This window comes from Methylobacillus draconifructus (genome assembly GCF_045984385.1).
Lineage (GTDB): Bacteria > Pseudomonadota > Gammaproteobacteria > Burkholderiales > Methylophilaceae > Methylobacillus > Methylobacillus flagellatus_A.
On record NZ_JBJQIJ010000004.1, the window covers coordinates 270,114 to 296,368 of the forward strand.

Genomic DNA, 26,255 nt, shown 5'->3' on the forward strand with positions numbered 1-26,255 from the left:
AGATGTCAAGAAAACCAGCAGTCACCAGCGTACCCATCGATTCCACCATTGCCGAGCGCTGGAGCGGCCGCGCCTATGACGCCAGCAAGCCGGTCAGCCACGAGCAGACCATTGCCTTGCTGGAGGCAGCCCGTTGGGCGCCGTCCTGCTACGGCGACCAGCCGTGGCGCTTCATCGTTTGGGACAAGAACAAGGATGCCGCGGCATGGCAAAAGGCCTTCGACACCCTGGTGGAGTTCAACCAGGGCTGGGTCAAGAATTCACCGCTCCTGGTCTTGATCGCCGCGGACACCAAGTTCCACCATAACGGCAAGCCCAACCGCTGGGCAGCGTATGACAGCGGCGCGGCCGCAGAAAACCTCTGCCTGCAATCAACCGCACTGGGGCTGATGGCGCACCAGATGGCAGGCTTTGACGCCGACAAGCTGCGCGCCGCTTTTGCCATCCCCGAGCAGATCGAGATCATTGCCATGGTCTCGGTAGGCTATGCAGCCGACCCTGCCACGCTGGAAGGGGAAGCCAAGGAGCGTGAGCTGGCGGCACGCAGCCGTCGCGAACTGGGCGAGTTGTTCTTCGACAGTGCCTGGGGCAAGCCTATTGTCTGAGTTGCCGGTATACAGGTCTGTTATAATGAAAAATTCCATCCATTAACCGGGATTTAATCATGCCTGTTTTGCAGCTTACAAAAGCCAACTTCAAGCAAACCATCGAGAGCAATGACTTTGTGATCGTCGATTTCTGGGCACCCTGGTGTCAGCCGTGCGTCGCTTTCACGCCTGTTTTCGAGGCTGCTTCCGAGCAGAACCCGGATATCGTGTTCGGCATGGTGAATACCGAGGAAGACCCGGAAATCAGCGAGTATTTCGAGGTCGATAAGATCCCGGGCATCCTAGTGATCCGCGAGCAGGCCGGCATTCATGCCCAGGTCGGCGAGATCGGCGCTCCTGCGCTGGACAAAATCATCGAGTGGGCAAGGGCCTACGACATGACCCAGGTGCGCGAGTATTACGCACAGCAGGAGGCAGCCGCCAAGTAGCAATCAGGCTTGATGTATAGAAGCACATTGAGTGCCGCCCACTTGAGAAAGTGGGCGGCATTTTTATTTGCTACTATCCGGTGTACATGGATGATCAAGCCACATGGAGAGCATCATGAACGTCATGTTGAAGCGCGCCTATGAACTTCCGACCGAGTCGGATGGCACGCAGCGTGCTGGTAGATAGGCTCTGGCCGCGCGGATTGGCGAAAGCCAAGGCTTGCATCGATCTCTGGCTCAAGGAGGTCGCGCCTTCTACCGAACTGCGGCAATGGTTCGGGCACGACCCGGAGAAATGGCAGGAATTTAAGCGGCGCTATCGTGCCGAATTGAAAAATAACCCGGCATGGGCGGAACTGCAGAAACTCGCGCAGCAAAAAGACATCTCCTTGATATATGCGGCCCGCGACCAGTTGCATAACGAGGCCGTGATCCTCAAGCAATGGCTGGATGCTTCCGCCTGACTGACGGCAGTCTCAGGGCCGGTTTGGCAGGGCGGGAGCGCAAAGGATTCAGGAGTTAGAAGCCGCCCGTGCTGAGCAGGCGGAACAGGAAAAATACGCCTATCCCCATCATGAGGTAAAGCGGCAGGTCGCCCCGTTTGCTCAATTCGCCGCGCCTCGGGGCGGTCAGCCAACGGTTGGCAAGATAGATGATCAATATCGCGGCGGGAACGGCTAGCAATGTCCAGGTGCCGGAAAATACCCAGGCCATGGAGCGGTCCAGCCAGCCTTCGTCATTGAACAGGTGCACGGCAATGCCGACGATCCCGACCAGCATCAATCCCAGCCGGAGGCCGGCCAGCAAGGTGGCGAGCAAGGACTCTGGCTTGGCATCGGGGTTGCGCGCAGGTTTGCTCATATTGGCTGGCTCCTGGAGGCTGTATCTAGCCCGGGGATGACGGCAGGTATTTGCTCGGGTCTACCGATTTGCCCTGGCGGCGAATCTCGAAATGCAGCTTGACCTTGTCGGTATCGGAATCGCCCATTTCTGCAATCTTCTGCCCGCGGGTGACCTGCTGGCCTTCCTTCACCAGGATATTGCTGTTGTGGGCATAGACCGAGAGGAAAGTATTGTTGTGCTTGATGATGACAAGCTTGCCGTAGCCGCGCAGGTCCGAGCCGCTGTAAATCACCTTGCCGGGTGCGGCCGCATGGACGGGTTGGCCCATGGTGCCGCCGATATCCAGCCCCTTGGTGCTGGCGGAATCGTTGAAGTCGGCGATCACCTTGCCGTTGGTAGGCCATGCCCAGTCGATGCCTTCGATGCTGTTCGTGGCGGATGAGGCCGCCGCGGCCGCTGCCTGGGCAGGGGCTGCAGTTGGCGTGCTTGGCGTTGCGGTTGCAGGCGTGGCCGCCGCTGGCGCTGCCGCGACCTGGGGTTGCGGCGCAGGCACCGGAGCGTTCAGAGCCGCTTCACTGTATGGCTGTCGCAGCGCCTTGGGCTCAACCACCAATAACGGCTGGCCGGGCGCCGGCGTGGCGGCGCCTGTCTGGCCTGTCACAGTGGCGGGGCCGCTGCCGCCATCCAGGTTGAGCGGCGTGATGATGACATCGCCATCGGCAATGCTGGCCGGCTGGCCTGGGATCGGGCTGGCTGCCGGGGCTGCATCTGCCGTGCGGGCAGGCAGGTTGAGCTGCTGGCCGATATGGATGGTGTAGGCTGGCGGCGCGATATTGTTGAGCTGGGCAATCTCTTTGTAGTCGAACCCGTATTCCAGGCCGATGCTGTAGAGCGTGTCGCCTTTCTTGACCGTATGCGTATTGGGGCGCCAGTCGCTGGATTGCTGGCCGGCGCTAGGCTTGCTCTGTGTGGCGACCGGCGGCTTGGCTGCCGGCGCGCGGTCCACCACCGGAGCGTGCTCGGTCGTGCTGCAGCCGGCCAGGCCGATCAGGAATAGGCTGACGAGCCAGGATTTGTTGACTTGCTTAGTCCATTGCATTAGTTGGTTCCACCTAGCAGCGGTACGAATTTCACCGCTTCCAGTTTACTTTGTCTGTATTCAGAGCCTGTTGCCGTCTTGATGTGTTCGACCAGGTACAGGATTTGTTCTTCGGTGCCGACGGGGATCACCATGCGCCCCCCCACGGCAAGCTGCTCAAGCAGCTCGTGCGGGATATGGCGCGCAGCCGCTGTGACAATAATACCGTTAAAAGGTGCCAGTTCCGGCAAGCCCATGGTGCCGTCGGCATGCTTTAGCTTGATATTAGCAAGACGCAATTCGCGCAAATGGCCGCGCGCCTTCATCAGTAGCGGGCGGATGCGCTCCACCGAGTAGACTTCCTTGGCAACCTTGGAAAGCACAGCAGTCTGGTAGCCGCAGCCGGTGCCGATCTCCAGCACTTTTCCGAGCGGGCCGCCATTGCGCAAGATCTCGGTCATGCGCGCCACGATGTAGGGCTGGGAAATGGTCTGCCCGAAGCCGATCGGCAGCGAGCCGTCCTCATAGGCGCGCGAGGACAGCGCCTCGTCGACGAAGATATGGCGTGGAATGGCGCCCAAGGCCGCCAGTACCACCTCGTCCTTGATACCTTTCTCGCTCAGGCGTCCCAGCATGCGCTCGCGCGTACGCTGGGAAGTCATGCCGATGCCGCGTAATGCCGTGCTGCTCATGCTTTACAGCGCAAGCCAGTTCTTGACCTGTTCACGCTGGCTGTATTGCGTGAGGTCGATTTGCAGGGGCGTGATGGATATACGGTTCTGGCTCACGGCATGGAAATCCGTACCGTCCCCGGCATCCTGCGCGCTGCCTGCCGCACCAATCCAGTAGACCGTCTGGCCGCGCGGCGTGGTGGACTTGATCACAGGCTCCGCCTTGTGTCGCTTGCCGAGGCGCGTGACCTCCGTGCCCTGGATCTGCTCGAACGGCACATCAGGCACATTGATATTCAGCAGCACGGGCGGCGGAAAGCGGTCCTTCTGGTAACGCTCGACCAGGCCGACCATGAAACGTGCCGCCGTCTCGAAATGCTGTACGCCGTGGCGCGACATGGAGACGGCAAAGGAAGGCACGCCGAGCAGGAAACCCTCGGTGGCCGCGGCGACTGTGCCGGAATAGATGGTGTCGTCCCCCATGTTGGCGCCGTCGTTGATGCCGGAAATCACCATGTCGGGCAATTCGTCGAGCAAGCCCGTCACGGCGAGGTGCACGCAATCGGTCGGGGTGCCGTTGACATAATAAAAGCCATTGCTGGCTTTATGCACCGACAGCGGACGGTCTAGCGTCAAGGAATTGCTGGCGCCGCTACGGTCGCGCTCGGGCGCGACCACCACGATGTCCGCCACCTTCGCCAGGTGCTGGGCCAGGATATTGAGCCCGGGGGCGAAATAGCCATCGTCATTGGAAAGAAGAATACGCATTTTTTTATTATAACCGAGTCATGGAGCGCTTTTCACGCCCATCCGACAACAATCGCGTAAAAAATGTGACAGGCGGTTTCAGCCGCCGCGCTTGAGTTTGACGGCAGTTTCCGCCAGGCGTTTTCCCAGTGCGATACACAGCGCTTTTTCCTCGGCGCTGACCGGCTTGTCGTTCATCACTCCGGCAAGATGGCTGGCGCCGTAGGGCGTACCGCCGGTGCTGGTGGCAGCCAGCGCAGGTTCGGAATACGGCAGGCCCAGCACCATCATGCCGTGGTGCAGCAAGGGAATCATCATCGAGAGCAGCGTGCTCTCCTGCCCGCCATGCATGGAGGACGTGGAAGTGAACACCGCGGCAGGTTTGCCGATCAGCGCGCCCTTGAGCCAGAGACCGCTGGTGCCATCGATGAAATACTTCATCGGCGCCGCCATATTGCCGAAGCGGGTCGGGCTGCCTAGTGCCAATGCCGCGCATTCCTCAAGGTCGGCAAGCTCGACATAAGGATCGCCGCTCTGCGGAATCTCGGGTTCCGTCACTTCATGATTGGCCGATACCTTGGGCACCGTGCGCAACCTGGGCTGCGCGCCTTCGACGGAAGCAATGCCGCGCGCGATGAGCTTGGCCATTTCGCGGGTGGCGCCACCTTGGGAGTAGTAGAGGACGAGGATATCGGTCATTTTTTGCGCTTGTCCTTAATTCGTTGTTTGGTTTTATCAATCTCGAATAATCCAGTGGCTTTGATCAGCTCGCTGAATTTGCTATAGCCATAATTGCGGGAATCAAAGGCCGGAAAATTCTTGGTCATGTGTTTTTTTGTCTCTCCAATGTGGGCATAACCATCGTCATCAGATAATGCGCTGATCGCAGAGCGAATAAGCGTGATCAAACGTGTATCCATAGCCAGCTCTCGACTGCTTTTGCGTACGCCAGGCGCAGAGGCTGCTGGTGTTGTGGATGACGGTGAGCCAACCTTGGGTTTGGATTCCGTGTTCGAAGGAGATTCTGGCGTTGACGCTGGCGTGGACTCTGGATTATCAGATGGTTTTTCTTTTGAAAGAATCTCGATATAGATAAATTTATTACATGCCGCGATCAAGGAGTCAGGTGTTTTTTGTTCGCCAAAACCATAAACCTGTTTACCCGATTCACGTAATCGGGTGGCTAGCCGGGTAAAGTCGCTATCACTGGATACGATGCAAAAACCATCCAGGGGCGCCGTGTATAGCAAATCCATGGCATCAATGATGAGAGCACTGTCGGTAGAGTTCTTGCCTTTTGTATTGGCATATTGCTGGATAGGCTGAATTGCATATTTGGGCAGAATTTCTTTCCAACGCTGCATCCTGGTTTCAGTCCAATCCCCATAAATACGACGAATGCTGACATCGCCGAATTTCGAGATTTCCTCCAATAATTCATCGACGACATTGATAAATTTGAACGTATTGTCGGCATCAATCAATATTGCCAGGCGAGGGCTGCCAATCTCGGTATGGTGCATGTTGATACTTCCTTAGATTTATTATTGGAAACGGAAAGTATAAAGCACATCCACCGCGCTCTCCGACCCGGCTTGCGACACTACCGACCAGTTGCGGCTGATGGTATAGGTTAGCTTGGCGACGTTGAGCAGGCCGGTGAGGCTCTTTTCGTAGCTGAGGTAGAGTTTGGAGGATAGGCGCTTGCCGAAGTTGACGGTGGAGCTTTCCATGTCGCTGCCGCCTATGCTGAAGCTGTCGAGCCCGGCGGCGCGGGCCATCCTGGTCTGCAGGGGCACGGAATCGCCTTGGGAGAGCAGGACGCCGGCGGCGAGCGATAGCATGGCGAACTCGTTCTTGCCTGCCTGGTCGAGGCCGTGGCCCAGCACCAGCCAGGAGAGTTTTTCGCTATCCGGCACGCTGGGGGTTGAAACCAGCTTGACGGTGGGCATCTGCGCATTGCCGGTGATCTCGACGCCGGCCTGCACGGTCTGGTTCTGGCGCATGGCGATGATGTTGAGGCCCGGGTTGTCGACGGGGCCGCTGAAGTTGACAATGCCCTTGGTGATGTTGAGCAGTTGTCCATAGGCCATGTAGGTGCCGCCGACGACGATGGAGCCTTCCGCGCGCAAGCTGTCGGGTACGCTGCCCGACAGGGTGAGGATGCCGGTGAGGTAGCCGTCCAGGCCGAAACCGCGCAGCAGGAACTGCTTGCTTGGGTCGACGATGCCGACGACTTCGTCGCCGAGGTTGATCCTGAGCCTGCCGATGGTGAATTGCAGCGGGCTGCTTTCTTCCTCGCGCTCGCGCCCGATCACGACAACGTCATTACCTAGCTGCGGCGCGCCTTCGGGAGCCAGTTCGATCAAGCCCCGAACGATGCGCAAGTCGCCGTCCAAGGTAAGCTGGTTGTCCTGCAATGTGGTTTTCGCGCTGCCTTTCAATACCACCGTGCGGTCGGTGCGCTCTGCGGCCGTGAAATCGTCCAGCAGCCAGTCGATTTCCATTTCCGGCTTGCCCGCTGCGAGGCGGATGCCGCCGCTGGCATTGATGGTGCCCTTGCCACCGGTGAAGCGCAGCGTGTCCAGGGTGAGCCTGTCGCCCGACAACGAGGCGTCAAGCTGGCCGTTGGTGAGGTTGACGCCTTCGGCTGGCAGGCTGACGGTCAGGTTACGGCCGCGGATGTTGCCGCCGAGGTTGGGGTTGCCGATGCTGCCGTCGGCATTGATGCTGACGTTGAGCGTGCCGTCCGCTTGGACCTCGGCAGAGGGCAGCCAGGCAAGGCTGTTGATGTCCGCCGTCAGGCTGGCTTGCAACGGCGCGTTGCTTTCCAGGCTGAAACTGCCTGCAGAGCTCGTGACGCTGGTATTGAGGCTGCCTGCGATATTGCCCAGTTTGCTACCGCGGATGCTGGTCGTCAGGTCGACCTGGTTGTCCCGCATCGTCAGCAGCAATTTGACTTCGCTGAGGCCGAGCGGCTGCTCGGGCTGGCCTTCGCGTACCACGACAAGGTCGCCGGATTCGCGCTGCAGCGTGACGGTGCCATTGAGCGATTCCCCGGCATTGATGTCCCATTGTCCTGAAAATACCGGATTGCCCTTGAGATTGGCGGGCAATGAAAACAGCAGTGGCGGGATGTCCTGCAAGGCCAGTTGCTCAATGCGGCCGTGCGTCTGCAGACCGCTGGCGCCTTGCTGTAGCGCATCCAGGCTGATGCGGCCCTGCTTGAACTGCAGGACCAGGTTGTCGATGGCAAGGCCGGTCTCGTCGTAGCGGATGGGGGCCGGGGCCTGCAGTTTTACCGGGGCTTCCGATTGGTATTCGAGTTGCTGCAAGGCGCCTATCCAGGCACCGGTGGTGTCGATGCCGCCGGCGATAGTTGATTGCAGATTCAGTCCGGTACCGGCGGCCTCCAGCTTGAGGACATGTTGCGCGCGGTTGCCGTTCAGGGCGATCTTGCCGTCGATGAAGCTGCCCTGGTTGATGCGCAGGCCCTCGGCATTGAGTGTTGCCGCGAGGTCGCCCATGGCGTGCAGATTGCCGTTGCCGCTGATTTTGCGTGCCGTGATATTGCCCGGCAGGCGCAGGTTTTCCGCGAGCAGCTGGAATTGCGCGCGTAGGTCGTCGAACTCGCCGGCTACCGTGCCGCCGGCTTCGGCCTTGCCGGCAAATGCCGGGCCCAAGGCATTCAATGCAGGCAAGGCGGCTTGCCAGGCGAGGCTGCTGCCGGGTTGACCGAGGCTGCCGTTTGCGGTGATGCGGTTGCCGCCCAGTAAAGCATCCACCTGGATGCTGTCCAGGATGTTGTCGAGCAGGCGCAGGCTGGCTTTGGCCTGCAGGGGCTGGCCGCGCCATTGGCTATCCAGGCTGTTGAATGCCAAGGTGAGGTCGGCGGAGGGCAGCAGCTTGCCGTTGAGGCTGAGATCCGCGCTCAAGCGGGCGTCGGTTGCCTGGCCCAATGCTTTCGGGTCCAGGTCGCGCAGGCGGATGTCGAGTTTGAGAGGCAGGTCGCCTTCCAGGGTGACTTCCCCGGCGATATCCAGCTTGCCTGCGGCAGGCAGTGTGCTATCGGCTGCTACCATGGCTGGCGACTGATCCTGCATGGCAAAGAGGTTGTGCATCTCGAAACCCAAGGCCTGGAGGTCGCCGGAAAGGATGGTGTTGAGGTCGTAGGGCATGTTGCCTTGCGCCTGGCGCACATGGATGTTGCCGGAAAGCGGGAAAGGCTTGCGGTTCTGCAGCGCGACTTCGGCCTTGATGTCGCCCCAGGGCGTTTCCGCGCGCGACAGTTGCAGGCGGATGGTATTGCTGTCCGCCGCCATGTTGAGGGTGACATGCTGCAGCACCTGGCGGCTGTTGCCGGAGACGATCTCGATTTCGGCTATGGAAGCCTGTTCCACCTCTATGGGGAACGGTACCTGGATGGTATAGGGCAGCTCGGGCAGGCTGCTGGCAGGCTCGTCGGGCTTATCGTCTGCCGGGGCCTGCTTCATGGTGATGACCAGGCGCTGCGCGTGCAGCCGGTCCACGCGCAGGCGGCCTTCGCGCGTGGGCAGCAGCCTGAGATGGCTGTCGAACTGCAACAGGTCGATCTCCATGTTGCCGGCATCGTAATGCAGATCCTGCAGGCTGGAGCTGAGCTGGATCAAGGCGTACGCCGGGGCGATACAGGGCAGGAACCATATCAGCAGGATGAGCAGCAGCCGCTTTGCCATTAGAAAGTGACTCCCAGATTGAAGTGCAGCCGGTATTCGCCGGTTTCCTGGCCGCGGGCGATGTCGACGCCGATTGGGCCTGCGGGGCTCTTGAAACGGGCGCCCAGGCCGTAACCATATACCGGCTTTAGGTCGCGCGTGTTGTTCGCCGCATTGCCGAAATCCACGAATGCGGCGGCGCCCCATGACTCCGTGAGCCATTGGATCACCTCAATGCTGCCGGTGACCAGGTAGCGCCCGCCGATCACGGCGTCGCCGTCGGCAACGCCCAGGCTCTGGTAGGCATAGCCGCGCACCGATTGGTCTCCGCCGGCGCGGAACAGGTAGGTGGCGGGAGCGTTGTCGGCACCGCTGACGATGCCGCCTTCGAGCCTGGTGATCAATTGCGTGCTGCGCGTCAGTGGGTAGTAAGCCTGGGTCTTGGCATAGCTTTGCAGGAATTTGCCGTTGGCCATGACATCGAGCGGGGCGCTGGTGAACAAGGCGTTGAACAAGTAGCCGCGCGTCGGGTTGAGCTCGTTGTCGATGCGGCGCAAGGTGATGCCGTAGGAGATGGTGGCGGCATAGTTGTTCTGGGATTCGCTGCCATCAATCGCCACGTGCTCCAGCAGGTAGGCCGCCCCTATGGTCTGCTCGAAGCTGCGCGGTCCCCATGAGCGCTTTACCCCGGTGCCCAGGGTAGAGGTGGTCTGGCCCTCGATATCCAGGCGGTTGAGGTCGGCATTGAAGCTGTCGCGGTAGCCGTTCTTGTCGGTGGGCAGGCGGATCAGGGAATTGAGCGATTGTGCTTTCTGCTCGATCTTCAAGGTGTTGGTGAAGCGCCAGCCGCGGTTGAACAGGTTGAGGTCCTGGTAGGTCAGCGTGGTGCGTGCGCCCGTGTTGGTGCTGGCGCCGACGCCGATGCCGACCTGCACGGACTGCATTTCGGTGACGTTGACGACGATGGGGGCGGCTTCCGGGTCGGCATTGTCGGTATGCGAAGTGACTTCGACATTGCTGAAATAGCCGCTGGCTTGTAATTCAGATTGGAAAAACAGCAGCCGAGCCTGGCTGTAGGTTTCGCCAGGCTTGATCGGGTTGATGTTCTCGACCAAGCTGCGCGGGTAGCGCTGCAGGCCGTTGACCTCCAGGCCGCCGAAGCGGAAAGGCGCGCCGCTGTCGATTTCCACCATCAGCTTGACCTTGTTGCTGGCAGCGTCGATCTCGGCCTTGCTGCTGGTGATCTTGGCATTGGGGTAGCGTTGCAGCACCAGACCGCTGAGCAGGCCGCGTTTGGCGCTGGACCAGCGGTCCTGGCTGAAGCGCATATCCTGCTTGAGGGACCAGTTTTCAATGAGTTGCGCAGGCTCGGGCTTTTCGCCGCTGGCCTGATTGGTGATATCGCCCGTGAAGCGGATATCGATTTCCTGGACGGTGACCGGGTCGCCAGTCTGGACCGTGAACTTGGCGCGGTTCCTCGTGGTGTTGCCTTCCGTACTGGTCTCGAGGCTTTGCTCGATGGTGGGCGAGAAATAGCCCTCGGTGGCCAGAAGGTCCTCGATATTGCGCGGGGCGGCCTGCAATAGCCGGTGCCACTCGGCGGTATTCATGCGCGGGCTGTTGAGCCAGCGCATGATATCCATGTGTTTCTCCAGCAGGTCGTCGACGGAGGACGGAGCGTCGATATCGACGCTGTAACGGTTCTCCGCAGCGTGGCCGGTTTGGTTCAAGAGCAGGAACCAGGCCACGAGCGCTAGAGAACAAGCGCGCAAGGCCTGGAAGGATAGAGAAATAACTTGGGCGCAATGAGGGCGTAACAGCGCCAGGATATGGGTTTCTCTAGATCGATTTTGCAAGTGCGCTAGCTTTTCCTGTGTAAGTGGCGGGGGTCAGTTCCAGCAGCGCCTGCTTGGCCTCGGCGGGGATCTTGAGCTCCTGGATGAAGGCATGCAGGGATTCCTTGTTGATGCCGCCCTTGCCGCGGGTGAGCGCCTTGAGCTGCTCGTAAGGGTTGGGCACGCCATATCGACGCATCACGGTCTGGATCGGTTCGGCGAGCACTTCCCAATTGTTGTCCAGGTCTTCCTCCAGGCGCTGGCGGTTGACCTCGAGTTTGCCCAGTCCCTTGAGGCAGGAGTCGTAGCCGAGCAGGGCATAGCCCAGCGCGACGCCCATGTTGCGCAACACGGTGGAATCGGTCAGGTCACGCTGCCAGCGGGAGATCGGCAGCTTTTCCGCCAGGTGCCGCAGCACTGCGTTGGCCAGGCCCAGGTTGCCTTCGGAGTTCTCGAAGTCGATCGGGTTGACCTTGTGCGGCATGGTGGAGGAGCCGACTTCGCCTTCCTTCACCTTCTGCTTGAAGTAGCCCTGGGAGATATAGCCCCAGATGTCGCGGTCGATGTCGATCAGGATGGTGTTGATGCGGGCGACCGTGTCGTAAAGTTCCGCCATGTAGTCGTGCGGCTCGATCTGGATGGTGTAGGGGTTGTAGGTCAGGCCCAGGCTCTCGACGAACTTGCGGGCAAAGCTTTCCCAGTCGAACTCGGGATAGGCGGAAAGGTGGGCGTTGAAGTTGCCTACCGCGCCGTTGATCTTGCCGAGGATTTCGTTGCCGGCGAGCTGCTCGCGCTGGCGGCGCAGGCGGTACACCACATTGGCGAGCTCCTTGCCCAGCGTGGTGGGGGAGGCGGTCTGCCCGTGGGTGCGCGACAGCATCGGGGTGTCGGCCAGCTCGTGGGCAAGCTCGGTCAGTCGCGCAATGATGTTGTCGATCGCGGGAACGATGACTTCGTCACGCGCATTTTTCAGCATCAATGCGTGCGACAGGTTGTTGATGTCTTCGGAAGTACAGGCGAAGTGGATGAACTCGCTGACTTCGCGGATTTCGTGGTTGCCGTCGAAATGTTCCTTGAGCCAGTATTCCAGGGCTTTGACGTCGTGGTTGGTGCGGGCTTCAATCGCCTTCACCTGCGCGGCATCCGCCTCGCCGAAGGCCGCGATCACCTTGTCCAGCTCTGCGATGGTGCCCGGGCTGAATGGCGCGATTTCCTTGAGTTCCGTTTCGGCAGCGAGGGCCTTGAGCCACTCGACCTCGATCAGTGCGCGGAAGCGGATCAGCGCATATTCGCTGAAATAGGGGCGTAACGGATCGAGCTTGGATTGATAGCGGCCATCGAGGGGGGAAAGTGCGTTAAGAGGTGTGAGCTCCATCGGTAAACCTTTTTGCATGGTAGTGAGCGCCGGCGCAAGGGCAACAGTCATGTTAAGCCGCTCTGCCAGCGTTGGAAAAACGTGATTTTACCTGACATCTGCGATTGACAAAATCTCGGCTTCACCCGTTTTTTTCGCGGTGCCCATGCCAGCAGTGTTCATATTGGCGCCCCTTGCTGCGCCAAAGCGGTGCATTGGGCTGGCAGCGTCATTGTTGAGGGTGCCGTGCCTCCCGGGATTCTCCTAGTGAATCGATGAAGAAAACATGACTGAGGTGACGAGGTTGTGCTGCAGCAACTGCAAAAATACATGCGCTATTGACTGGGAGAGATGTAAACAAGATTCATTCTCTAAAAAATCCTGTGAAAACAGGCACGTTCATTGCCTGCAGCACATTGCCGGCGATTTATAAGCCAGCCGCAACACTGTATAATTCGCTTATTCAGGCCATGCAAGCCATATTGGCAACCAGCAGCGAACGCTGCCTTGGAAATGCGCCGCAACGGCGCCATGCGGGAAATAGACAATATGCGTTGCAGCCTACCGCTATCACGAAGTTAATGGAAAACCATGCTAATCGCTTATCGTAAACATGTAGAAGAACGCGCCACCGCCGGCCTGCCCCCTTTGCCGCTGGATGCAGAGCAAACGGCCGCCCTGGTCGAACTGTTGAAGAATCCTCCCGCTGGCGAGGAACAGTTCCTCGTCAACCTGCTGGAAAACCGCATCCCTGCCGGTGTGGATCAGGCCGCCTATGTGAAGGCAGCCTTCCTCGCAGATATTGCCAAGGGCGAGGCAATATCGCCGCTGGTTAGCCCGCAACATGCCGTGAAGCTGCTGGGCACCATGCTGGGCGGCTACAACGTGCAGGCCTTGGTCGCATTGCTGGACGGCCCGCTGGCCGTTGACGTCGTCAAGGCGCTGTCGCACACCATCCTCATGTTCGACGCCTTCCATGACGTGGCAGAGAAAATGAAGGCAGGTAATACCCATGCGAAGACGCTGATCGAGTCCTGGGCCGCCGGGGAGTGGTTTACCAGCCGCCCCAAGCTGCCGGAAGAAATGCGCCTGGTGGTGTTCAAGGTGGATGGCGAAACCAATACCGACGACCTTTCGCCCGCGCAGGAGGCCTGGTCGCGCCCCGACATTCCCTTGCACGCCAAGGCCATGCTCATCAACAAGATGGCGGACGGCTTGCAGACCCTGGAAAAACTCAAGGCACAAGGCCTGCCGCTGGCTTATGTCGGCGACGTGGTCGGCACCGGTTCATCGCGCAAGTCCGCGATCAACTCCGTGCAATGGCACATGGGCAACGATATTCCCTATATCCCGAACAAGCGCACCGCCGGCGTAGTGCTGGGCGGCAAGATCGCGCCTATCTTCTTCAATACCGCTGAAGACTCTGGCGCCTTGCCTATCCAGTGCGACGTGAGCGCGATGAGCACGGGCGACGTGATCGTGGTGCGCCCTTATGACGGCAAGGTGCTGAATGCCGCGGGCGAAGAAATCGCCAGCTTCGACCTCGCGCCTTTGACCATGCCGGACGAAGTACGCGCGGGCGGCCGCATTCCCTTGATCGTCGGCCGCGGCCTCACCAACAATGCGCGCCAGTTGCTGGGCCTGCCGCCTTCAGATCTGTTCATCCAGCCGGTTGCGCCCGAAGACACCGGCAAGGGCTACACTCTGGCGCAGAAGATGGTGGGACGCGCCTGCGGCCTGCCTGAAGGCAAGGGCGTGCGCCCGGGCACCTATTGCGAACCCAAGATCACCACCGTCGGCTCACAAGATACGACTGGCGCGATGACGCGCGACGAACTCAAGGAACTCGCCTGCCTGGGCTTCTCGGCCGACCTGGTGATGCAGAGCTTCTGCCACACCGCAGCCTACCCCAAGCCGGTCGATATCAAGCTGCAGCACAGCCTGCCGGAATTCATCTCCAGCCGCGGCGGCGTCAGCCTGCGTCCCGGCGACGGCGTGATCCATTCCTGGCTCAACCGCCTGATCCTGCCCGATACCGTCGGCACCGGCGGCGATTCGCACACCCGCTTCCCGATCGGCATTTCTTTCCCGGCCGGTTCCGGCCTGGTGGCGTTTGCCGCCGCGATGGGCGCGATGCCGTTGGATATGCCGGAATCCGTGCTGGTGCGCTTCAAGGGCGAAATGCAGCCCGGTATCACCCTGCGCGACCTGGTGAACGCGATTCCCTATGCCGCGATCCAGAAGGGCGAGCTGACCGTAGGCAAACAAGGTAAGAAGAACATCTTCAACGGCCGCATCCTCGAAATCGAGGGATTGCCCGACCTCAAGGTGGAGCAGGCGTTCGAGTTTGCCGATGCCTCTGCCGAGCGTTCCGCCAACGGCTGCACCGTGCACCTGAACAAGGAACCGGTGATCGAGTTCCTCAAGTCGAACATCGTCCTGATGCAGAATATGATAGACAACGGCTATGAAGACGCCCGCACCCTGCAGCGACGTATCGAGGCAATGGAGGCCTGGCTTGCCGACCCGCAACTGCTGGAAGCCGATAAGGATGCCGAATACGCCTACGTGCTCGAAATCGACCTCAACGAGGTCAAGGAGCCGCTGGTGGCCTGCCCGAACGATCCGGACGACATCAAGCCATTGTCCGCCGTGGTGGGCGACAAGATCGACGAAGTCTTCATCGGCAGTTGCATGACCAATATCGGCCATTACCGTGCAGCGGCCAAGGTGCTGGAAGGCGCCGGCAGCATCCCGACGCGCCTGTGGATTGCGCCACCTACGCGCATGGATGAGAGCCAACTGCGCGACGAGGGCGTGTATTCCGTGTTTGGCGTGGCCGGGGCGCGTACCGAAGTGCCTGGCTGCTCGCTGTGCATGGGCAACCAGGCGCGCGTGGCTGACCGTGCCACCGTGTTCTCGACCTCGACCCGCAACTTCGACAACCGCATGGGCAAGGATGCGCGCGTGTATCTTGGCTCTGCTGAATTGGCCGCTGTCTGCGCCCGCCTGGGCCGCATCCCGACGCAGGAGGAATACCTGGAGACGGTAGGCGACAAGCTCAGCAAGAATGCCGACAATATCTACAAGTACCTCAATTTCGACCAGATGCCTGAATATGCCAAGAAGGTCATCCCGATTTCGGAAATCGCAGGCTAGTAATTTGTCATCGCATTAAAAAAACAGCCGCTTGATGCGGCTGTTTTTTTGTCTATGCTATTCGGAGGCAGGGGCTCATGCAGGAGAGTAGCTCCAGCGCGGACTCAACAGCACGATGATGAATGAGACCAGCGAGAGTGTCGCCGCAATATACAAAAAGGCGGGTTCTGTCGACAGCCGTTGTGGATAGATGGCCTGGGCGGCCCCAAGCCCGGCGATATTGCCGCCCGCTACCAGCACTGCCGCGGCATAGTCGTGGAAGCGGCGCGCCTTGTTTGCGCTGCGGGACCACAGCGGGTCAGTGTTGTAGCTCGGCAAACGTTCGTGGGCGGCATCGAGCTTTTCCAGGCTGGATAGGAACGTGCGCAAATTGGTGATGGCGCATTCCGCCTTGTAATTCAGGAAGGCCAGGCAGATTGAAGCGACCGGAAAGCCCAGGATCAGCCATTCGACGGGCGGTGCATGGTCAGACGGGGAAGGGCGCAAGGCCACGAGCGCAGCCAGCAGGCTGACCATCAGGGTCACGTACAGCGCCAGCGCTTGTTGCCTCTGGGCAATCCGCGCGTTGACTTCTTGATATGCCGCAATGAACCTATAGTTTGCATCGACGATGATAGCCATGTGATTGGTAGGGAGTGATGAACGTACGAGTTATCGTATGTGACAGGTGGTTTTGCGTCAAACCGGCTGGGCAGCCCCCATTAAAGCCTATCCCCGGCATTGTTGATGATTGCGTTCCAGGATGTATGGGCAAGTGCGGCCATGAGAACGAATAGATAAAGGAGGTTGTCTTGCATGAGGGCAGTGCTCAGATTGAATTGGTGATGGTTTCAGGTAGAGCAAGAATAATGCTTGAGCCTATGGGCCATTCAGGAATAGGTGTTGATTTTCTAACGCTATGATATTTAATGGTTATGATGGATGTGCGGCCGGTTTAAAGGAGCCATTGGGATGAAGATTCTAGTTTCTGTCGTGCTGTTTTTAAGCTGCGGAGTATTGTTTGCAGCAGAAGCTGCACCCAAGCCGCCAGTCCAGGTGGAATATATCTCGCCGGAGAGGTTCACGGATATTTCCAGCACCAACCATGGGCCGCCCAACCCCAATTATCTTGACCAGTTGCGCAAGCACGTTGAAAAGAAGGCGGCGGGTTATCTGCGCCCGGGTGAACAGCTGACGATATCGATCAAGGATATTGATATGGCGGGCGGCTTCGAGCCCTGGATCATGCCAGTCAATCCCGACGTGCGCATGGTGCGGGATATTTATCCGCCACGCATCGTGTTGAATTACGAATTGCGGGATGGCGATGGGAAAGTGCTGCAGGTTGGCGATGAAAAATTGAGCAACCCAGCGTTTTTGCTCAACCCGCGTCCCAATAGCCTGGATACCATGCGCCATGAGAAAGCGTTGCTGGACGGCTGGTTGAGCAAGGTATTTTCCGGGCGCGCTGGCAATTAGTCTATGGAGGCATGGTCATGACCTTGGATTGGGAAAGCGCGACGCCGCTGGCCTCGCTATTGGGGGGAGGACTGATCGGGCTGTCCGCTGCGCTGCTGGTGGTGGCGAATGGCAAAGTTGCCGGTATCAGCGGCATTCTGGCGGGTCTGCTGCAAAGGCTGGACCAGCGCAATGCCTGGCGGCTTGTGTTTCTTCTGGGCCTGCTGTTCGCGCCTATTGCCTATGAGGTTTTATGGGGCATGCCGGAGATCGTGGTGACAACGGACAAGGGGCTGCTGATCAGCGCCGGGATACTCGTCGGGTTTGGCACGCGCCTGGGTAACGGCTGCACCAGTGGGCACGGCGTGTGCGGCATTGCCAGGCTTTCCCTGCGCTCGATCGCGGCAACGGCGGTCTTCATGGCAACGGCGATGTTGACGGTATGGATAGGCCGTTGGATCTAGGAGGAAATACGTGCCCTTGATGACTGCGCTGATTGCCGGTTTTCTGTTTGGCTTGGGCTTGATCGTCTCCGGGATGGTCAACCCGCAGAAAGTGCTGGCGTTTCTTGATGTTGCCGGGCGATGGGACCCGTCATTGGCCTTCGTAATGCTGGGCGCGATCCCGGTCGCAGCCGTCGGTTTTTTCAGGATGCGTTTGCGTCAGCGCACTTTCCTGGGCCAGGAGGTGCAGGTTCCGGAGCCCGGGTGCATCGACGCCAGGCTGTTAATAGGCGCAGGATTGTTCGGGATAGGGTGGGGAATGGTCGGATATTGCCCCGGGCCTGCTTTGGCGGGTGTGGGAGCAGGCAGCGCCAGCGCTGTGGTCTTTGTCGGCGCCATGGTGGTCGGCATGTGCTTTTACCGGTGCGTCGATAGCCTGTTCCCCGGGAAATGAAATGTCCGGCAGCAGGCTGGTGCCTGCTGCCGGCAGTCGCTTAATGCTTGTCGTCCGGATGCGCCATGATGCGGTCGATCCAGGCGATGGAGACCGCTGAGGCGATGAAGGCCATATGGATGACGGTTTGCCAGATCAGGGTCTTGTCGTCCAGGTTCTCGACATTGATGAAGGTCTTGAGCAGGTGGATCGAGGAGATGCCGATGATGGACATCGCCAGCTTCACCTTGAGCAGGTTGGCATTGACGTGCGACAGCCAATCCGGCTCGTCCGGGTGCCCCTTGAGGTTGAGGCGCGAGACGAAAGTTTCGTAGCCGCCGATAATGACCATGATCAGCAGGTTGGAGATCATCACTACGTCGATCAGGCCCAGCACCATGAGCATGATGTCGGCCTCGTGCAGTTGCGGCAGGCGCTCGATCAGGTGCGCCAGCTCCTTCATGAAATGGATGACATAGACCACTTGCGCCACGATCAGGCCTAGGTAGAGCGGCAATTGCAGCCAGCGGCTGCCGAACAGGATGGCGCTCAACGGACTCATTCTGGTTTTAGGCGGGGATTGCATGCGTGTTTCCTTTCTTGCTGGATAAAACGATTCGATGATCTGGAGCTGGAAGATGCTTCAGGGAATATGATGTTGCAGGGTGTAGCCAGCACCGTCGTCCAATGCCAGTTTCTCCGCCAGATAAGGCAGGGCTTGTTGCAGGGTGTCCGGCAACGTCCATGGCGGATTGATCACGAACATGCCGCTGCCGTGCATGCCGAAACCGTCCGCGGAGGGGGCCTTGATGCTGAGCGTCGCATGCAGCCAGCTGGTGGCGCCCAGCTTGGCCAGCCTGTCGGTCAGCAGGTCGACCTCGGGGCGCTGCAATAATGGATACCAGAGCAGATAAGTGCCCGTGGCAAAGCGCTGCAGGCTGTCCTTCAACGCTTCGATGACGCGCTGGTAATCGCGCTTTTCCTCGTAGGGCGGGTCGATCAGCACCACCGCCCGGCGCGGTGGCGGCGGCAGCAGGGCTTTCAGGCCCGCAAACCCATCCTGTTGTTCGACCAGCACCTGGCGGCCTGCCGGCTTGAAATGTTGCCTGAGCAGTTTCGCGTCGCTCGGGTGCAGTTCGAACAGGCGCTCGCGGTCGCTGCCGCGCAACAGTTCTTGTGCGACGGCAGGGGAGCCGGGGTAATGCTTGAGCGCCTTGCCGCGGTTGATGTGCTTGATCAGCTCGATAAAGGATAGCAGCGAGTCAGGCAGGTCGTCGCATTCCCATAGTTGTCCGATACCTTGCTTGAACTCGGCATTCTGTACCGCATAGCCGTGGTCCAGCGCATACATGCCGGCGCCGGCGTGCGTGTCGATGTACCAGTAGGGCTTGTCCTTTTGATTGGCGTACGCCAGCACTTGGTGCAATACGAAATGCTTGAGGACGTCGGCATGGTTGCCGGCATGGAATGCGTGACGATAACTGAGCATGGGCAGGGGTTGGCAATAACTGGCGACATTATAAAGGACGGGCCGGCCGGTATTGTGTTTTATCCATGAAATTTCTACCCCGCCATTATGGCGCGGAGACGACGGCATACGCGACAGATATTTACGGCCGCGGCTTTTTAATTGCTGCCATGCCTGCTAGCATTACACCCTTATGGGCGCTCATCATCATCAAGATCATTCACATGCGTGCGGAGGCAGCCAGCCTTCCCTGTTGCTCCCTTTGCTCCTGATCGCCGGGTTTGCCGTGGTCGAGGCTGTCGGCGGCTGGTGGACGGGTTCATTGGCCTTGCTCAGCGACGCCGGCCACATGGTGTCGGACGCCTTCGCCTTGGCGCTCGCCTGGCTGGGCGGCTGGATCGCCCGCAAGCCGGCCACGCGCAAGCATAATTTTGGCCTGGTGCGCGCCGAAGTCATTGTCGCGTTGTTGAACGCATTGCTGATGCTGGCGGTGATCGCCGGCATTGCCTATGAGGCCGTGCAGCGTCTTGCCGACCCCCGGCCGGTGCAGGGCGGGGAAGTGATGCTGATCGCGTTTGTCGGCATGCTCGTCAACATCGTCGTGGCATTGATATTGCACAAGGGACACAGCAGCTTGAACAGCCGCGCGGCCTTGCTGCACGTGCTGGGCGACTTGCTCGGCTCGGTAGTGGCGATCGTGGCCGGGGCGGTGATTTACTTCACGGGCTGGATGCCGATCGACCCCATACTGTCCATCTTCATCTCGGTGTTGATCCTAGTCTCCACCCTGCGCCTGCTGGGCGAAGTGCTGCACGTGCTGATGGAAGGCGTGCCGCCGCATATCGATATCCAGGCCGTAGAGCATGCCATGACCGTAAGCGACAAGGTTCAGGGCGTGCATCACTTGCACATCTGGTCGCTTTCCTCGGAAAAAACCGCGCTTTCGGCCCATATCGTGCTGGAGGACATGCACGATTGGCATGAGGTCTTGAACAACCTGGGGCATATGCTCCATGACCGCTTCAACATCGAGCATGTCACGCTGCAGCCGGAAACTAGGAGCGCACATAGCGATGCCAACGCCAATTGCTGGCTGACGAGCAATACTGGCCATCTTCATGATCATGGGCACGATCATCCGCATGAGCATGGCCATGCGCATTGAACCCGGACTGAATCTGACAACCCACGCCAGGAGAATAAGCAAATGCCTTACGTCGACATCAAGGTAGCGGGCACATTGACCCGCGAGCAAAAGGCCAAGATTGCGGAAGAAATCACGGATACGCTGGAACGTATCGCCAAGAAGCCCAAGTCCTATACCTACATCACCTTTGAAGAGGTGGCGGGAGAAAATTGGGCCGTGGCGGGCGAGTTGCTGGATAGCGATTAAGCCGTTGCCCTGTCCTATTGAGTTGATGCTGCTGGCCGCCTGACGGCCAGGAACCCCTATGTTCGACCCCAAACCGGTACTGAAAAACCTGCCCAACCTGCCTGGCGTGTATCGCATGATCAATGCCCAGGACGAAGTGATCTATGTAGGCAAGGCCCGCGACCTCAAGAAGCGGGTGTCGTCCTATTTCCAGAAAAACCTGCCGTCCCCGCGCACGCGGCTCATGGTGTCCAATATCTCGCGCATCGAAACCACGGTGACGCGCTCGGAAGCGGAAGCGCTGCTGCTGGAGAACAACCTCATCAAGGGCTTCATGCCGCGCTACAATGTGCTGTTCCGCGACGACAAATCCTACCCATATATCGCCCTGACCGGAGATGCCTTTCCGCGCCTGGCTTTCCATCGCGGCGCGCAACGCAAGGGCAGCAGCTATTTCGGCCCGTTCCCCAATGCGGTAGCGGTGCGCGAAAGCATCCAGCTCCTGCAGAAGGTGTTTCGTCTGCGCACTTGCGAGAATACCGTGTTCGCCAACCGTTCAAGGCCCTGCCTGCTGCACCAGATCGAGCGCTGCACCGCGCCTTGCGTCGGCTTCATCACGGAAGAGGATTACCGCCGCGACGTGATGCACGCCAGCCTGTTCCTGCAAGGCAAGGAGCAGCAGGTGATGGACGAACTCGGCGAGAAGATGAACGAAGCCGCCGAGCAGATGGACTATGAACTTGCGGCCGTGTACCGCGACCGCATCCAGAACCTGCGCCAGGTGCAGGCCAAGCAGTTCGTCAGCGATTTCAACGTCAGCGATGCCGACGTGATCGCCTGCGCCGAGCTGCAAGGGCAATGGTGCGTGAACCTGGTCATGATCCGCGGCGGCCATCACCTCGGCGACAAGAGCTTCTTTCCCAAGAATGCAGACGGCGCCGACCTGGAAACCACCATGGAGGCCTTCCTCGAGCAGCATTACATGGCAGGCGCTATTCCGCCGTTGCTGATCGTGGGCGCGCCGCTGGAAACCACTGCAATGGAGGAAGTGTTCAGCGAGCAGGCGGGCCGCAGGATCAAGATCAACACCAACCCCATCGGTGACAAGCGCGTCTGGCTCAAGATGGCGCAAACCAATGCTGAACTGGCCCTCAGCCAGCGTGTTGCCCAGCAGGCCAACCAGCAGCTTAGGCTGAATGCCTTGCGCGAGGCGCTGGATCTGCCGGAGAACACTGAACGCATCGAGTGTTTCGATATCAGCCATACCATGGGCGAAGCGACGGTGGCCTCCTGCGTGGTATTCGACAAGGGCAACATGCAGAATTCAGAGTATCGCCGGTACAATATCACTGGCATTACGCCGGGAGACGACTACGCGGCGATGCGCGACGCGCTGACGCGGCGTTACCGCAAGGTGGCGGCCGGCGAGGGCAAGCGTCCTGACCTGGTGTTCATCGATGGCGGCAAGGGGCAATTGGGCGTGGCGGTCGAAGTCATGAACGAAGTCGGCCTACCGGACATCCAACTGGTCGGCATCGCCAAGGGCGAGGAACGCAAGCCGGGACTGGAACAGATGTTCTTTCCCGAGCGTGAAGAGCCTGTGGGCTTGAAGAAGGATCATCCCGGGCTGCACCTGTTGCAGCAGATCCGCGACGAGGCCCACCGCTTTGCCATCACCGGCCACCGCGCCAAGCGCGGCAAGGCGCGCATGCATTCAAGCCTGGAGGATATCGGTGGCATAGGCGCCAAGCGCCGCAAGAGCCTGCTGATGCGGTTTGGCGGCCTGGATGGCGTCAAGAATGCCAGCGTGGACGAAATTGCACAGGTGGATGGCATCAGCCATGCGCTGGCGCAGAAAATTTATGAGGAGTTGCACTGATGGTCTGGAATGTCCCCAATAGCCTGACGGTGATGCGCATCCTATGCATCCCGCTTTTTGTCGGGATATTCTATTTCCCGGAAAGTACCTTGCCCATGCACGACAAAAACGTGCTGGCGACGTTCATTTTCGCCTTCGCCGCCATCACCGACTGGTTCGACGGCTACCTGGCGCGCGCGCTCAACCAGACTTCGGCATTCGGCGCCTTCCTCGACCCGGTCGCGGACAAGCTGATGGTGGCGGCCGCCTTGGTGCTGCTGATCGAGCTCGACCGCGTCGGCGCGGTGGTCGCCTTGATCATCATCGGGCGCGAAATTGCGATCAGCGCCTTGCGGGAATGGATGGCGGGGGTAGGCGAGCGCGGCAGCGTCGCCGTCGCGTTCATCGGCAAGGTCAAGACGGCGGTGCAGATGGCGGCCATCCTGTTCCTGCTGTACTACGATCCATTGGGGCCGCTGAATATCAGTTTTTACGGCGAGGCGCTGATTTACATCGCAGCGTTTTTGACATTGGTGTCAATGGCTTACTATTTGAAGGCCGCATGGCCTCGCATGAAGGCTGGTTGATCGGGCTGAAATACGCTTGACACACGCCTGAAAATCCTTAGAATAGCGCCTTCTTTCGATGCGGGAATAGCTCAGTTGGTAGAGCGCAACCTTGCCAAGGTTGAGGTCGCGAGTTCGAGACTCGTTTCCCGCTCCAGGATTTAAAAGGGAAAGTGGCTGCAAGCACTTTCCTTTTTTATCAGGTATCCGGAAGGGTAGCCTGATACTGTTTATGGCGCGATAGCAAAGCGGTTATGCCGCGGCCTGCAAAGCCGTTTAGGCCGGTTCGACTCCGGCTCGCGCCTCCAGGTAAATGATTTTGCTGTGAAGCAATGCGGGAATAGCTCAGTTGGTAGAGCGCAACCTTGCCAAGGTTGAGGTCGCGAGTTCGAGACTCGTTTCCCGCTCCAGAATTCATCAAAAGCCCAGACTTCGGTTTGGGCTTTCTTGTTTGTCTTGCATCGTGCCTGCGACAATTCCAGCATACTTTGCAATGCTTCTTAGCCGAGTGATTCTTTTACAAGAGGATTGCTAACTGGGCCCATCCTCACTTCTTGCTTCAAGACGTTTCTGGCTGCGCCCGAGCAACAATCCATTGCCTGCCCATACGAGGGCGAACAGACTGCCGATCAGCATTGCGACAGCAGGTTGTCCTGCCAACAGATCTATTCCGTGCTTGACCCAGCCGCTCACGGCATCGCCGCCGCGGTATACGACGGTGTCGATGAAGTTCTTGGCCTTGTATTTCTGCTCGGGGGAAACCGAGGTGTAGAGCATCTCGCGGCCAGGGCGTACCAGCGCATATTCTCCGGCACGGCGCACCACCATGACGACAGCGAGCACCGCGAATACGGGGGCCAGCGCGAGCCAGAGAAAGCCGGCAGCAATTACCAGCGGCACCGCGACCAGCAGCACGCTGACGCCGAGGCGCTGCGCGATGCGGCCGGTCAGGAAGAACTGGGTCAGCAGCGCCAGCGATTGCACGACGATGTCGATGATCCCGAAAACCTGGGTCTGCTGCACTTTATCGGGGAAAGTCGCTTCCACCAGGCGCGCCTGCTCGAAGTAGAGGAAGGTATTGGCCGTCGCCAGCAAGATGACGAAAGTGGCGATGCCCAGCAGGTATGGCGAGCGGAATACTGCCGTTGCGCCCGAGAACGGGTTGCCGCCCAGCGGCTGCGAGCGGGCACATGCCTCGTCCGGCGCGCGCGGATGCAAGTTGCGCCAGCGTTGCAAGGCGAGGCCGGCTACAGCGCTGCCCGCCAGCATCAGCGCCGACAGCGCCAGCAATCCGGAGTGGCCGAGCGGCCCGACCAGGAGCGTGCCCAGCACCGGCCCGGCCAAGCCGCCCAGGCTGGCGCCTGCGGCCATCAGTGCAAACAGGCGCTTGGCCTGTGCGCTGGAAAAGACGTCGGCGAGGACGCTCCAGGCCAGCGAGATGGTCAGCATGTTGAAGACCGACAGCCAGATGTAAAACGCCCTTGCCACCCATGGATTGTCCGGCTGCCATGCCATGCCTGCGGCGAAGGCAAGCAGGTTCAAGGTGAAGAAGCCGTAAGTCCAGGGCAGGATGCGCCGGCGCTGCGCCATAGAGGCGAGCCAACCGAACAGCGGCAGTACGGCAAGCGTGGCGACGAAGGTGCCGGTGAACAGCCATTGCAGGTTGCGCACGCCGCCTGCCAGGCCCATGGTCTCGCGCACCGGGCGCAGCATGAAATAGCCCGCGAACAGCAGGAAGAACATGAGCAGGCCGGCCAGCACCGCTGGCGCTTCCTGCTTTTCCACATTGAACAGGCGGCTGGCAAGCGAGGAGAGGCGCATGGAGTGAATTCCCTCAGCCGACCGTGTCGATCAACGATTTCCGCTGCGCTTCGGTCAAGGCCGGTCCGCTGCCGGCCTTGAGGTTGTCGCTCTGGCGATCCGGCTTGCCGGTAGCGGGTATCACGGTGGTGACGGCGGGGTGGCTCAGGGCAAACCTGAGAAAAGCCTGCGCCCAGGAGGTGATCCCAGCTTCTGCGGCCCAGGGCGGCAGCAGTTTGCCTTGCATCCTGGAAAACAGGCGGCCGTCTTCGAAAGCGCGGTTGATCAGGACTGCCACGCCGAGTTCCCTGGCGATTGGAAACACTTTCTGTTCCGCGTTGCGGGATATGACGGAGTAATTGACCTGCAGGAAGTCCGGCTTGACCTTGCGCACCACCTCGGCCAGTTCGTCATGGCCGCTGTCCACGTAATGGGTGAGCCCGGTGTAGCGGGTCTTGCCCTGCACCTTGAGCTCCTTGATCACTTCGAACTGGGTGCGCCAGTCCCGCAGGTTGTGCACCTGGAGCAGTTCCACCTTGTCGGTGCGCAACCGCTTGAGCGAGGCCTGGAATTGCGCCAGGCCGGCCTCGCGCCCGGAAGTGCCGAGCTTGGTGGCGAGGAAGGCCTTGGAACGCAGGCCCAGCTCTTCCAGCAATTGGCCGATCACTTCCTCGGCAGTGCCATAGGAAGGGGCAGTGTCGATGACCGTCGCGCCGCCTGCGAAGAACCGCCTCAATACTTCACGCAAAGGGTCGAGCTCGGCGGCGCTATTGCCGACTTCGAAGCTGCCTGAGCTGCCCATGCCGATCACAGGCAAGCGCTCTCCGCTGGACGGGATAACGCGGGTCTGCATGGATGCGGCTTGTGATAACGGCTTGGCGAACACAGGACGGGCCAGGGCGAGGCCTGCGCCGGCTGCCGCGATGCCGGAGAGGAAACTGCGTCGGGATAGCATGGGAAAGCTCCTTATTCAGTTGGCAAGATGTTCAACGTTTGCTTTATTGGAGTTTAGTTTTATTGTTGGAGTAAATAAATGACGGATGCATTGAAATGCATTATGGCATGCTGAGCCAGCGATAGCTGCCCTTCCTGTGCTCCGGGTTGTATGCGCGATCTCCGGAACGTCGGGTTTACGCAAGCATTGCAGGGAAGAATCATGTTGCCGATATGCGGTTGATGGCAATGTAGGGAAGCCGCATGATCTTGTCGATTGCAAGCCGGGCCAGTGCCCAGGCGCGTTCCTCGCGCATTTGCTCTCTTTCCTGTTCGCTATGGGGCAGGAACTGGCCGCCGAACGTCAGGGAGTGACGCACGGTATTGTTCTCATTCATATAGGCTTTGACAACATCTTGTACTCGCTCTTCGCGGCTCTTGTATAACGAGGGCATCGCTTATCCTTCTATCCGTGGCAGGATTCTACCGGTTCAAGTTTTGTAAATGACACAGTTTTTTCATCTTACA

The 26,255-nt window shown here is 59.6% G+C and carries 26 protein-coding genes and 3 tRNA genes; 14 read left to right on the forward strand and 15 right to left on the reverse strand.

Translation table 11 applies throughout. The features are described from left to right. Positions 1–2: 2 nt before the first annotated feature. The 3 genes from ACKF11_RS10380 to ACKF11_RS10390 all read left to right on the forward strand — a co-directional run bounded on the left by ACKF11_RS10380 (position 3) and on the right by ACKF11_RS10390 (position 1,500). A complete protein-coding gene (locus ACKF11_RS10380; RefSeq protein WP_407993766.1) occupies positions 3–605 on the forward strand; it encodes a nitroreductase family protein in 603 nt (200 codons plus the stop codon). A gap of 59 nt (positions 606–664) precedes the next feature. Continuing rightward, positions 665–1,036, forward strand: coding sequence for a thioredoxin family protein (locus tag ACKF11_RS10385; RefSeq protein ID WP_309566799.1), 372 nt, complete (start codon positions 665–667; stop codon positions 1,034–1,036). A 173-nt stretch (positions 1,037–1,209) separates the two neighbouring features. After that, complete coding sequence (locus ACKF11_RS10390; protein ID WP_407996995.1) at positions 1,210–1,500, forward strand: DUF488 domain-containing protein; 291 nt, start codon at positions 1,210–1,212, stop codon at positions 1,498–1,500. A 55-nt stretch (positions 1,501–1,555) separates the two neighbouring features. Here the strand turns inward: ACKF11_RS10390 and ACKF11_RS10395 are convergent, their stop codons facing one another. The 9 genes from ACKF11_RS10395 to purB all read right to left on the reverse strand — a co-directional run bounded on the left by ACKF11_RS10395 (position 1,556) and on the right by purB (position 12,279). Then, the gene (locus ACKF11_RS10395) at positions 1,556–1,897 is read right to left on the reverse strand and encodes a hypothetical protein (RefSeq protein WP_407996996.1); all 342 of its coding nucleotides are present in this window, start codon (positions 1,895–1,897) and stop codon (positions 1,556–1,558) included. 25 nt (positions 1,898–1,922) lie between these two features. Then, positions 1,923–2,978, reverse strand: a complete 1,056-nt coding sequence (locus ACKF11_RS10400; RefSeq protein ID WP_407996997.1) for a peptidoglycan DD-metalloendopeptidase family protein — start codon at positions 2,976–2,978, stop codon at positions 1,923–1,925. Then, positions 2,978–3,649, reverse strand: coding sequence for a protein-L-isoaspartate(D-aspartate) O-methyltransferase (locus ACKF11_RS10405; protein ID WP_407996998.1), 672 nt, complete (start codon positions 3,647–3,649; stop codon positions 2,978–2,980). Before ACKF11_RS10405 ends, ACKF11_RS10400 begins: the two co-directional genes overlap by 1 nt. 3 nt (positions 3,650–3,652) lie before the next feature. Next, positions 3,653–4,396 (reverse strand): 5'/3'-nucleotidase SurE, encoded by a 744-nt coding sequence (gene surE, locus ACKF11_RS10410; RefSeq protein ID WP_309566806.1) that lies wholly within the window; start codon positions 4,394–4,396, stop codon positions 3,653–3,655. Positions 4,397–4,474: 78 nt separating this feature from the next. Continuing rightward, the gene (wrbA, locus tag ACKF11_RS10415; protein ID WP_407996999.1) at positions 4,475–5,074 is read right to left on the reverse strand and encodes an NAD(P)H:quinone oxidoreductase; all 600 of its coding nucleotides are present in this window, start codon (positions 5,072–5,074) and stop codon (positions 4,475–4,477) included. Next, entirely contained in the window at positions 5,071–5,898 is an 828-nt protein-coding gene (locus ACKF11_RS10420; RefSeq protein WP_407997000.1) for an NYN domain-containing protein, read from the reverse strand. The genes wrbA and ACKF11_RS10420 overlap by 4 nt, the downstream gene beginning before the upstream one ends. 21 nt (positions 5,899–5,919) lie before the next feature. Further along, on the reverse strand, positions 5,920–9,090 hold the full coding sequence (locus tag ACKF11_RS10425) for a translocation/assembly module TamB domain-containing protein (RefSeq protein WP_407997001.1): 3,171 nt from the start codon (positions 9,088–9,090) through the stop codon (positions 5,920–5,922). After that, entirely contained in the window at positions 9,090–10,799 is a 1,710-nt protein-coding gene (locus tag ACKF11_RS10430) for an autotransporter assembly complex protein TamA (protein WP_407997002.1), read from the reverse strand. The genes ACKF11_RS10425 and ACKF11_RS10430 overlap by 1 nt, the downstream gene beginning before the upstream one ends. A gap of 109 nt (positions 10,800–10,908) precedes the next feature. Next, complete coding sequence (purB, locus tag ACKF11_RS10435) at positions 10,909–12,279, reverse strand: adenylosuccinate lyase (protein WP_407997172.1); 1,371 nt, start codon at positions 12,277–12,279, stop codon at positions 10,909–10,911. Positions 12,280–12,849: 570 nt separating this feature from the next. Between purB and acnB the strand changes: the two genes are divergently transcribed. Further along, positions 12,850–15,417 (forward strand): bifunctional aconitate hydratase 2/2-methylisocitrate dehydratase, encoded by a 2,568-nt coding sequence (gene acnB / locus ACKF11_RS10440; RefSeq protein ID WP_407997003.1) that lies wholly within the window; start codon positions 12,850–12,852, stop codon positions 15,415–15,417. A 75-nt stretch (positions 15,418–15,492) separates the two neighbouring features. Here the strand turns inward: acnB and ACKF11_RS10445 are convergent, their stop codons facing one another. Continuing rightward, positions 15,493–16,038, reverse strand: a complete 546-nt coding sequence (locus ACKF11_RS10445; protein ID WP_407997004.1) for a hypothetical protein — start codon at positions 16,036–16,038, stop codon at positions 15,493–15,495. A gap of 330 nt (positions 16,039–16,368) precedes the next feature. Between ACKF11_RS10445 and ACKF11_RS10450 the strand changes: the two genes are divergently transcribed. Genes ACKF11_RS10450 through ACKF11_RS10460 form a run of 3 tightly spaced genes read left to right on the forward strand, consistent with a single transcriptional unit; the run spans position 16,369 to position 17,751 of the window. Continuing rightward, positions 16,369–16,875, forward strand: coding sequence for a DUF3016 domain-containing protein (locus ACKF11_RS10450; RefSeq protein ID WP_407997005.1), 507 nt, complete (start codon positions 16,369–16,371; stop codon positions 16,873–16,875). 17 nt (positions 16,876–16,892) lie between these two features. Beyond that, entirely contained in the window at positions 16,893–17,318 is a 426-nt protein-coding gene (locus ACKF11_RS10455) for a YeeE/YedE family protein (RefSeq protein ID WP_407997006.1), read from the forward strand. 19 nt (positions 17,319–17,337) lie between these two features. Continuing rightward, the gene (locus ACKF11_RS10460; protein ID WP_407997173.1) at positions 17,338–17,751 is read left to right on the forward strand and encodes a DUF6691 family protein; all 414 of its coding nucleotides are present in this window, start codon (positions 17,338–17,340) and stop codon (positions 17,749–17,751) included. 40 nt (positions 17,752–17,791) lie between these two features. Here ACKF11_RS10460 and ACKF11_RS10465 read toward each other — a convergent pair whose 3' ends face one another. After that, on the reverse strand, positions 17,792–18,316 hold the full coding sequence (locus ACKF11_RS10465; RefSeq protein WP_309566817.1) for a TIGR00645 family protein: 525 nt from the start codon (positions 18,314–18,316) through the stop codon (positions 17,792–17,794). Positions 18,317–18,373: 57 nt separating this feature from the next. Next, positions 18,374–19,219: a 23S rRNA (adenine(2030)-N(6))-methyltransferase RlmJ gene (locus tag ACKF11_RS10470; protein WP_407997007.1), complete on the reverse strand. Its 846-nt coding sequence runs from the start codon at positions 19,217–19,219 to the stop codon at positions 18,374–18,376. A gap of 232 nt (positions 19,220–19,451) precedes the next feature. Between ACKF11_RS10470 and ACKF11_RS10475 the strand changes: the two genes are divergently transcribed. From ACKF11_RS10475 to ACKF11_RS10505, 7 genes are all read left to right on the forward strand, one after another. Next, on the forward strand, positions 19,452–20,363 hold the full coding sequence (locus tag ACKF11_RS10475) for a cation diffusion facilitator family transporter (RefSeq protein WP_407997008.1): 912 nt from the start codon (positions 19,452–19,454) through the stop codon (positions 20,361–20,363). A 42-nt stretch (positions 20,364–20,405) separates the two neighbouring features. Beyond that, the gene (locus ACKF11_RS10480) at positions 20,406–20,591 is read left to right on the forward strand and encodes a tautomerase family protein (RefSeq protein ID WP_309566820.1); all 186 of its coding nucleotides are present in this window, start codon (positions 20,406–20,408) and stop codon (positions 20,589–20,591) included. Positions 20,592–20,649: 58 nt separating this feature from the next. Continuing rightward, a complete protein-coding gene (gene uvrC, locus ACKF11_RS10485; RefSeq protein WP_407997009.1) occupies positions 20,650–22,449 on the forward strand; it encodes an excinuclease ABC subunit UvrC in 1,800 nt (599 codons plus the stop codon). Then, positions 22,449–23,015: a CDP-diacylglycerol--glycerol-3-phosphate 3-phosphatidyltransferase gene (gene pgsA, locus ACKF11_RS10490; protein ID WP_309566822.1), complete on the forward strand. Its 567-nt coding sequence runs from the start codon at positions 22,449–22,451 to the stop codon at positions 23,013–23,015. The genes uvrC and pgsA overlap by 1 nt, the downstream gene beginning before the upstream one ends. A gap of 60 nt (positions 23,016–23,075) precedes the next feature. Beyond that, positions 23,076–23,151 (forward strand) — tRNA-Gly (locus tag ACKF11_RS10495). Positions 23,152–23,228: 77 nt separating this feature from the next. Next, positions 23,229–23,302, forward strand: a tRNA-Cys gene (locus tag ACKF11_RS10500). Positions 23,303–23,328: 26 nt separating this feature from the next. Further along, positions 23,329–23,404: transfer RNA gene (locus ACKF11_RS10505), tRNA-Gly, on the forward strand. A gap of 121 nt (positions 23,405–23,525) precedes the next feature. Here ACKF11_RS10505 and ACKF11_RS10510 read toward each other — a convergent pair. From ACKF11_RS10510 to ACKF11_RS10520, 3 genes are all read right to left on the reverse strand, one after another. Next, positions 23,526–24,815 carry an NTP/NDP exchange transporter gene (locus ACKF11_RS10510; RefSeq protein ID WP_407997010.1) on the reverse strand — a complete coding sequence of 430 codons (1,290 nt, stop codon included), beginning with the start codon at positions 24,813–24,815 and terminating at the stop codon, positions 23,526–23,528. 13 nt (positions 24,816–24,828) lie between these two features. Then, positions 24,829–25,749 carry an aldo/keto reductase gene (locus tag ACKF11_RS10515; RefSeq protein WP_407997011.1) on the reverse strand — a complete coding sequence of 307 codons (921 nt, stop codon included), beginning with the start codon at positions 25,747–25,749 and terminating at the stop codon, positions 24,829–24,831. 199 nt (positions 25,750–25,948) lie between these two features. Continuing rightward, positions 25,949–26,182 (reverse strand): hypothetical protein, encoded by a 234-nt coding sequence (locus ACKF11_RS10520; RefSeq protein WP_309566827.1) that lies wholly within the window; start codon positions 26,180–26,182, stop codon positions 25,949–25,951. Between the last annotated feature and the right edge of the window lie 73 nt (positions 26,183–26,255).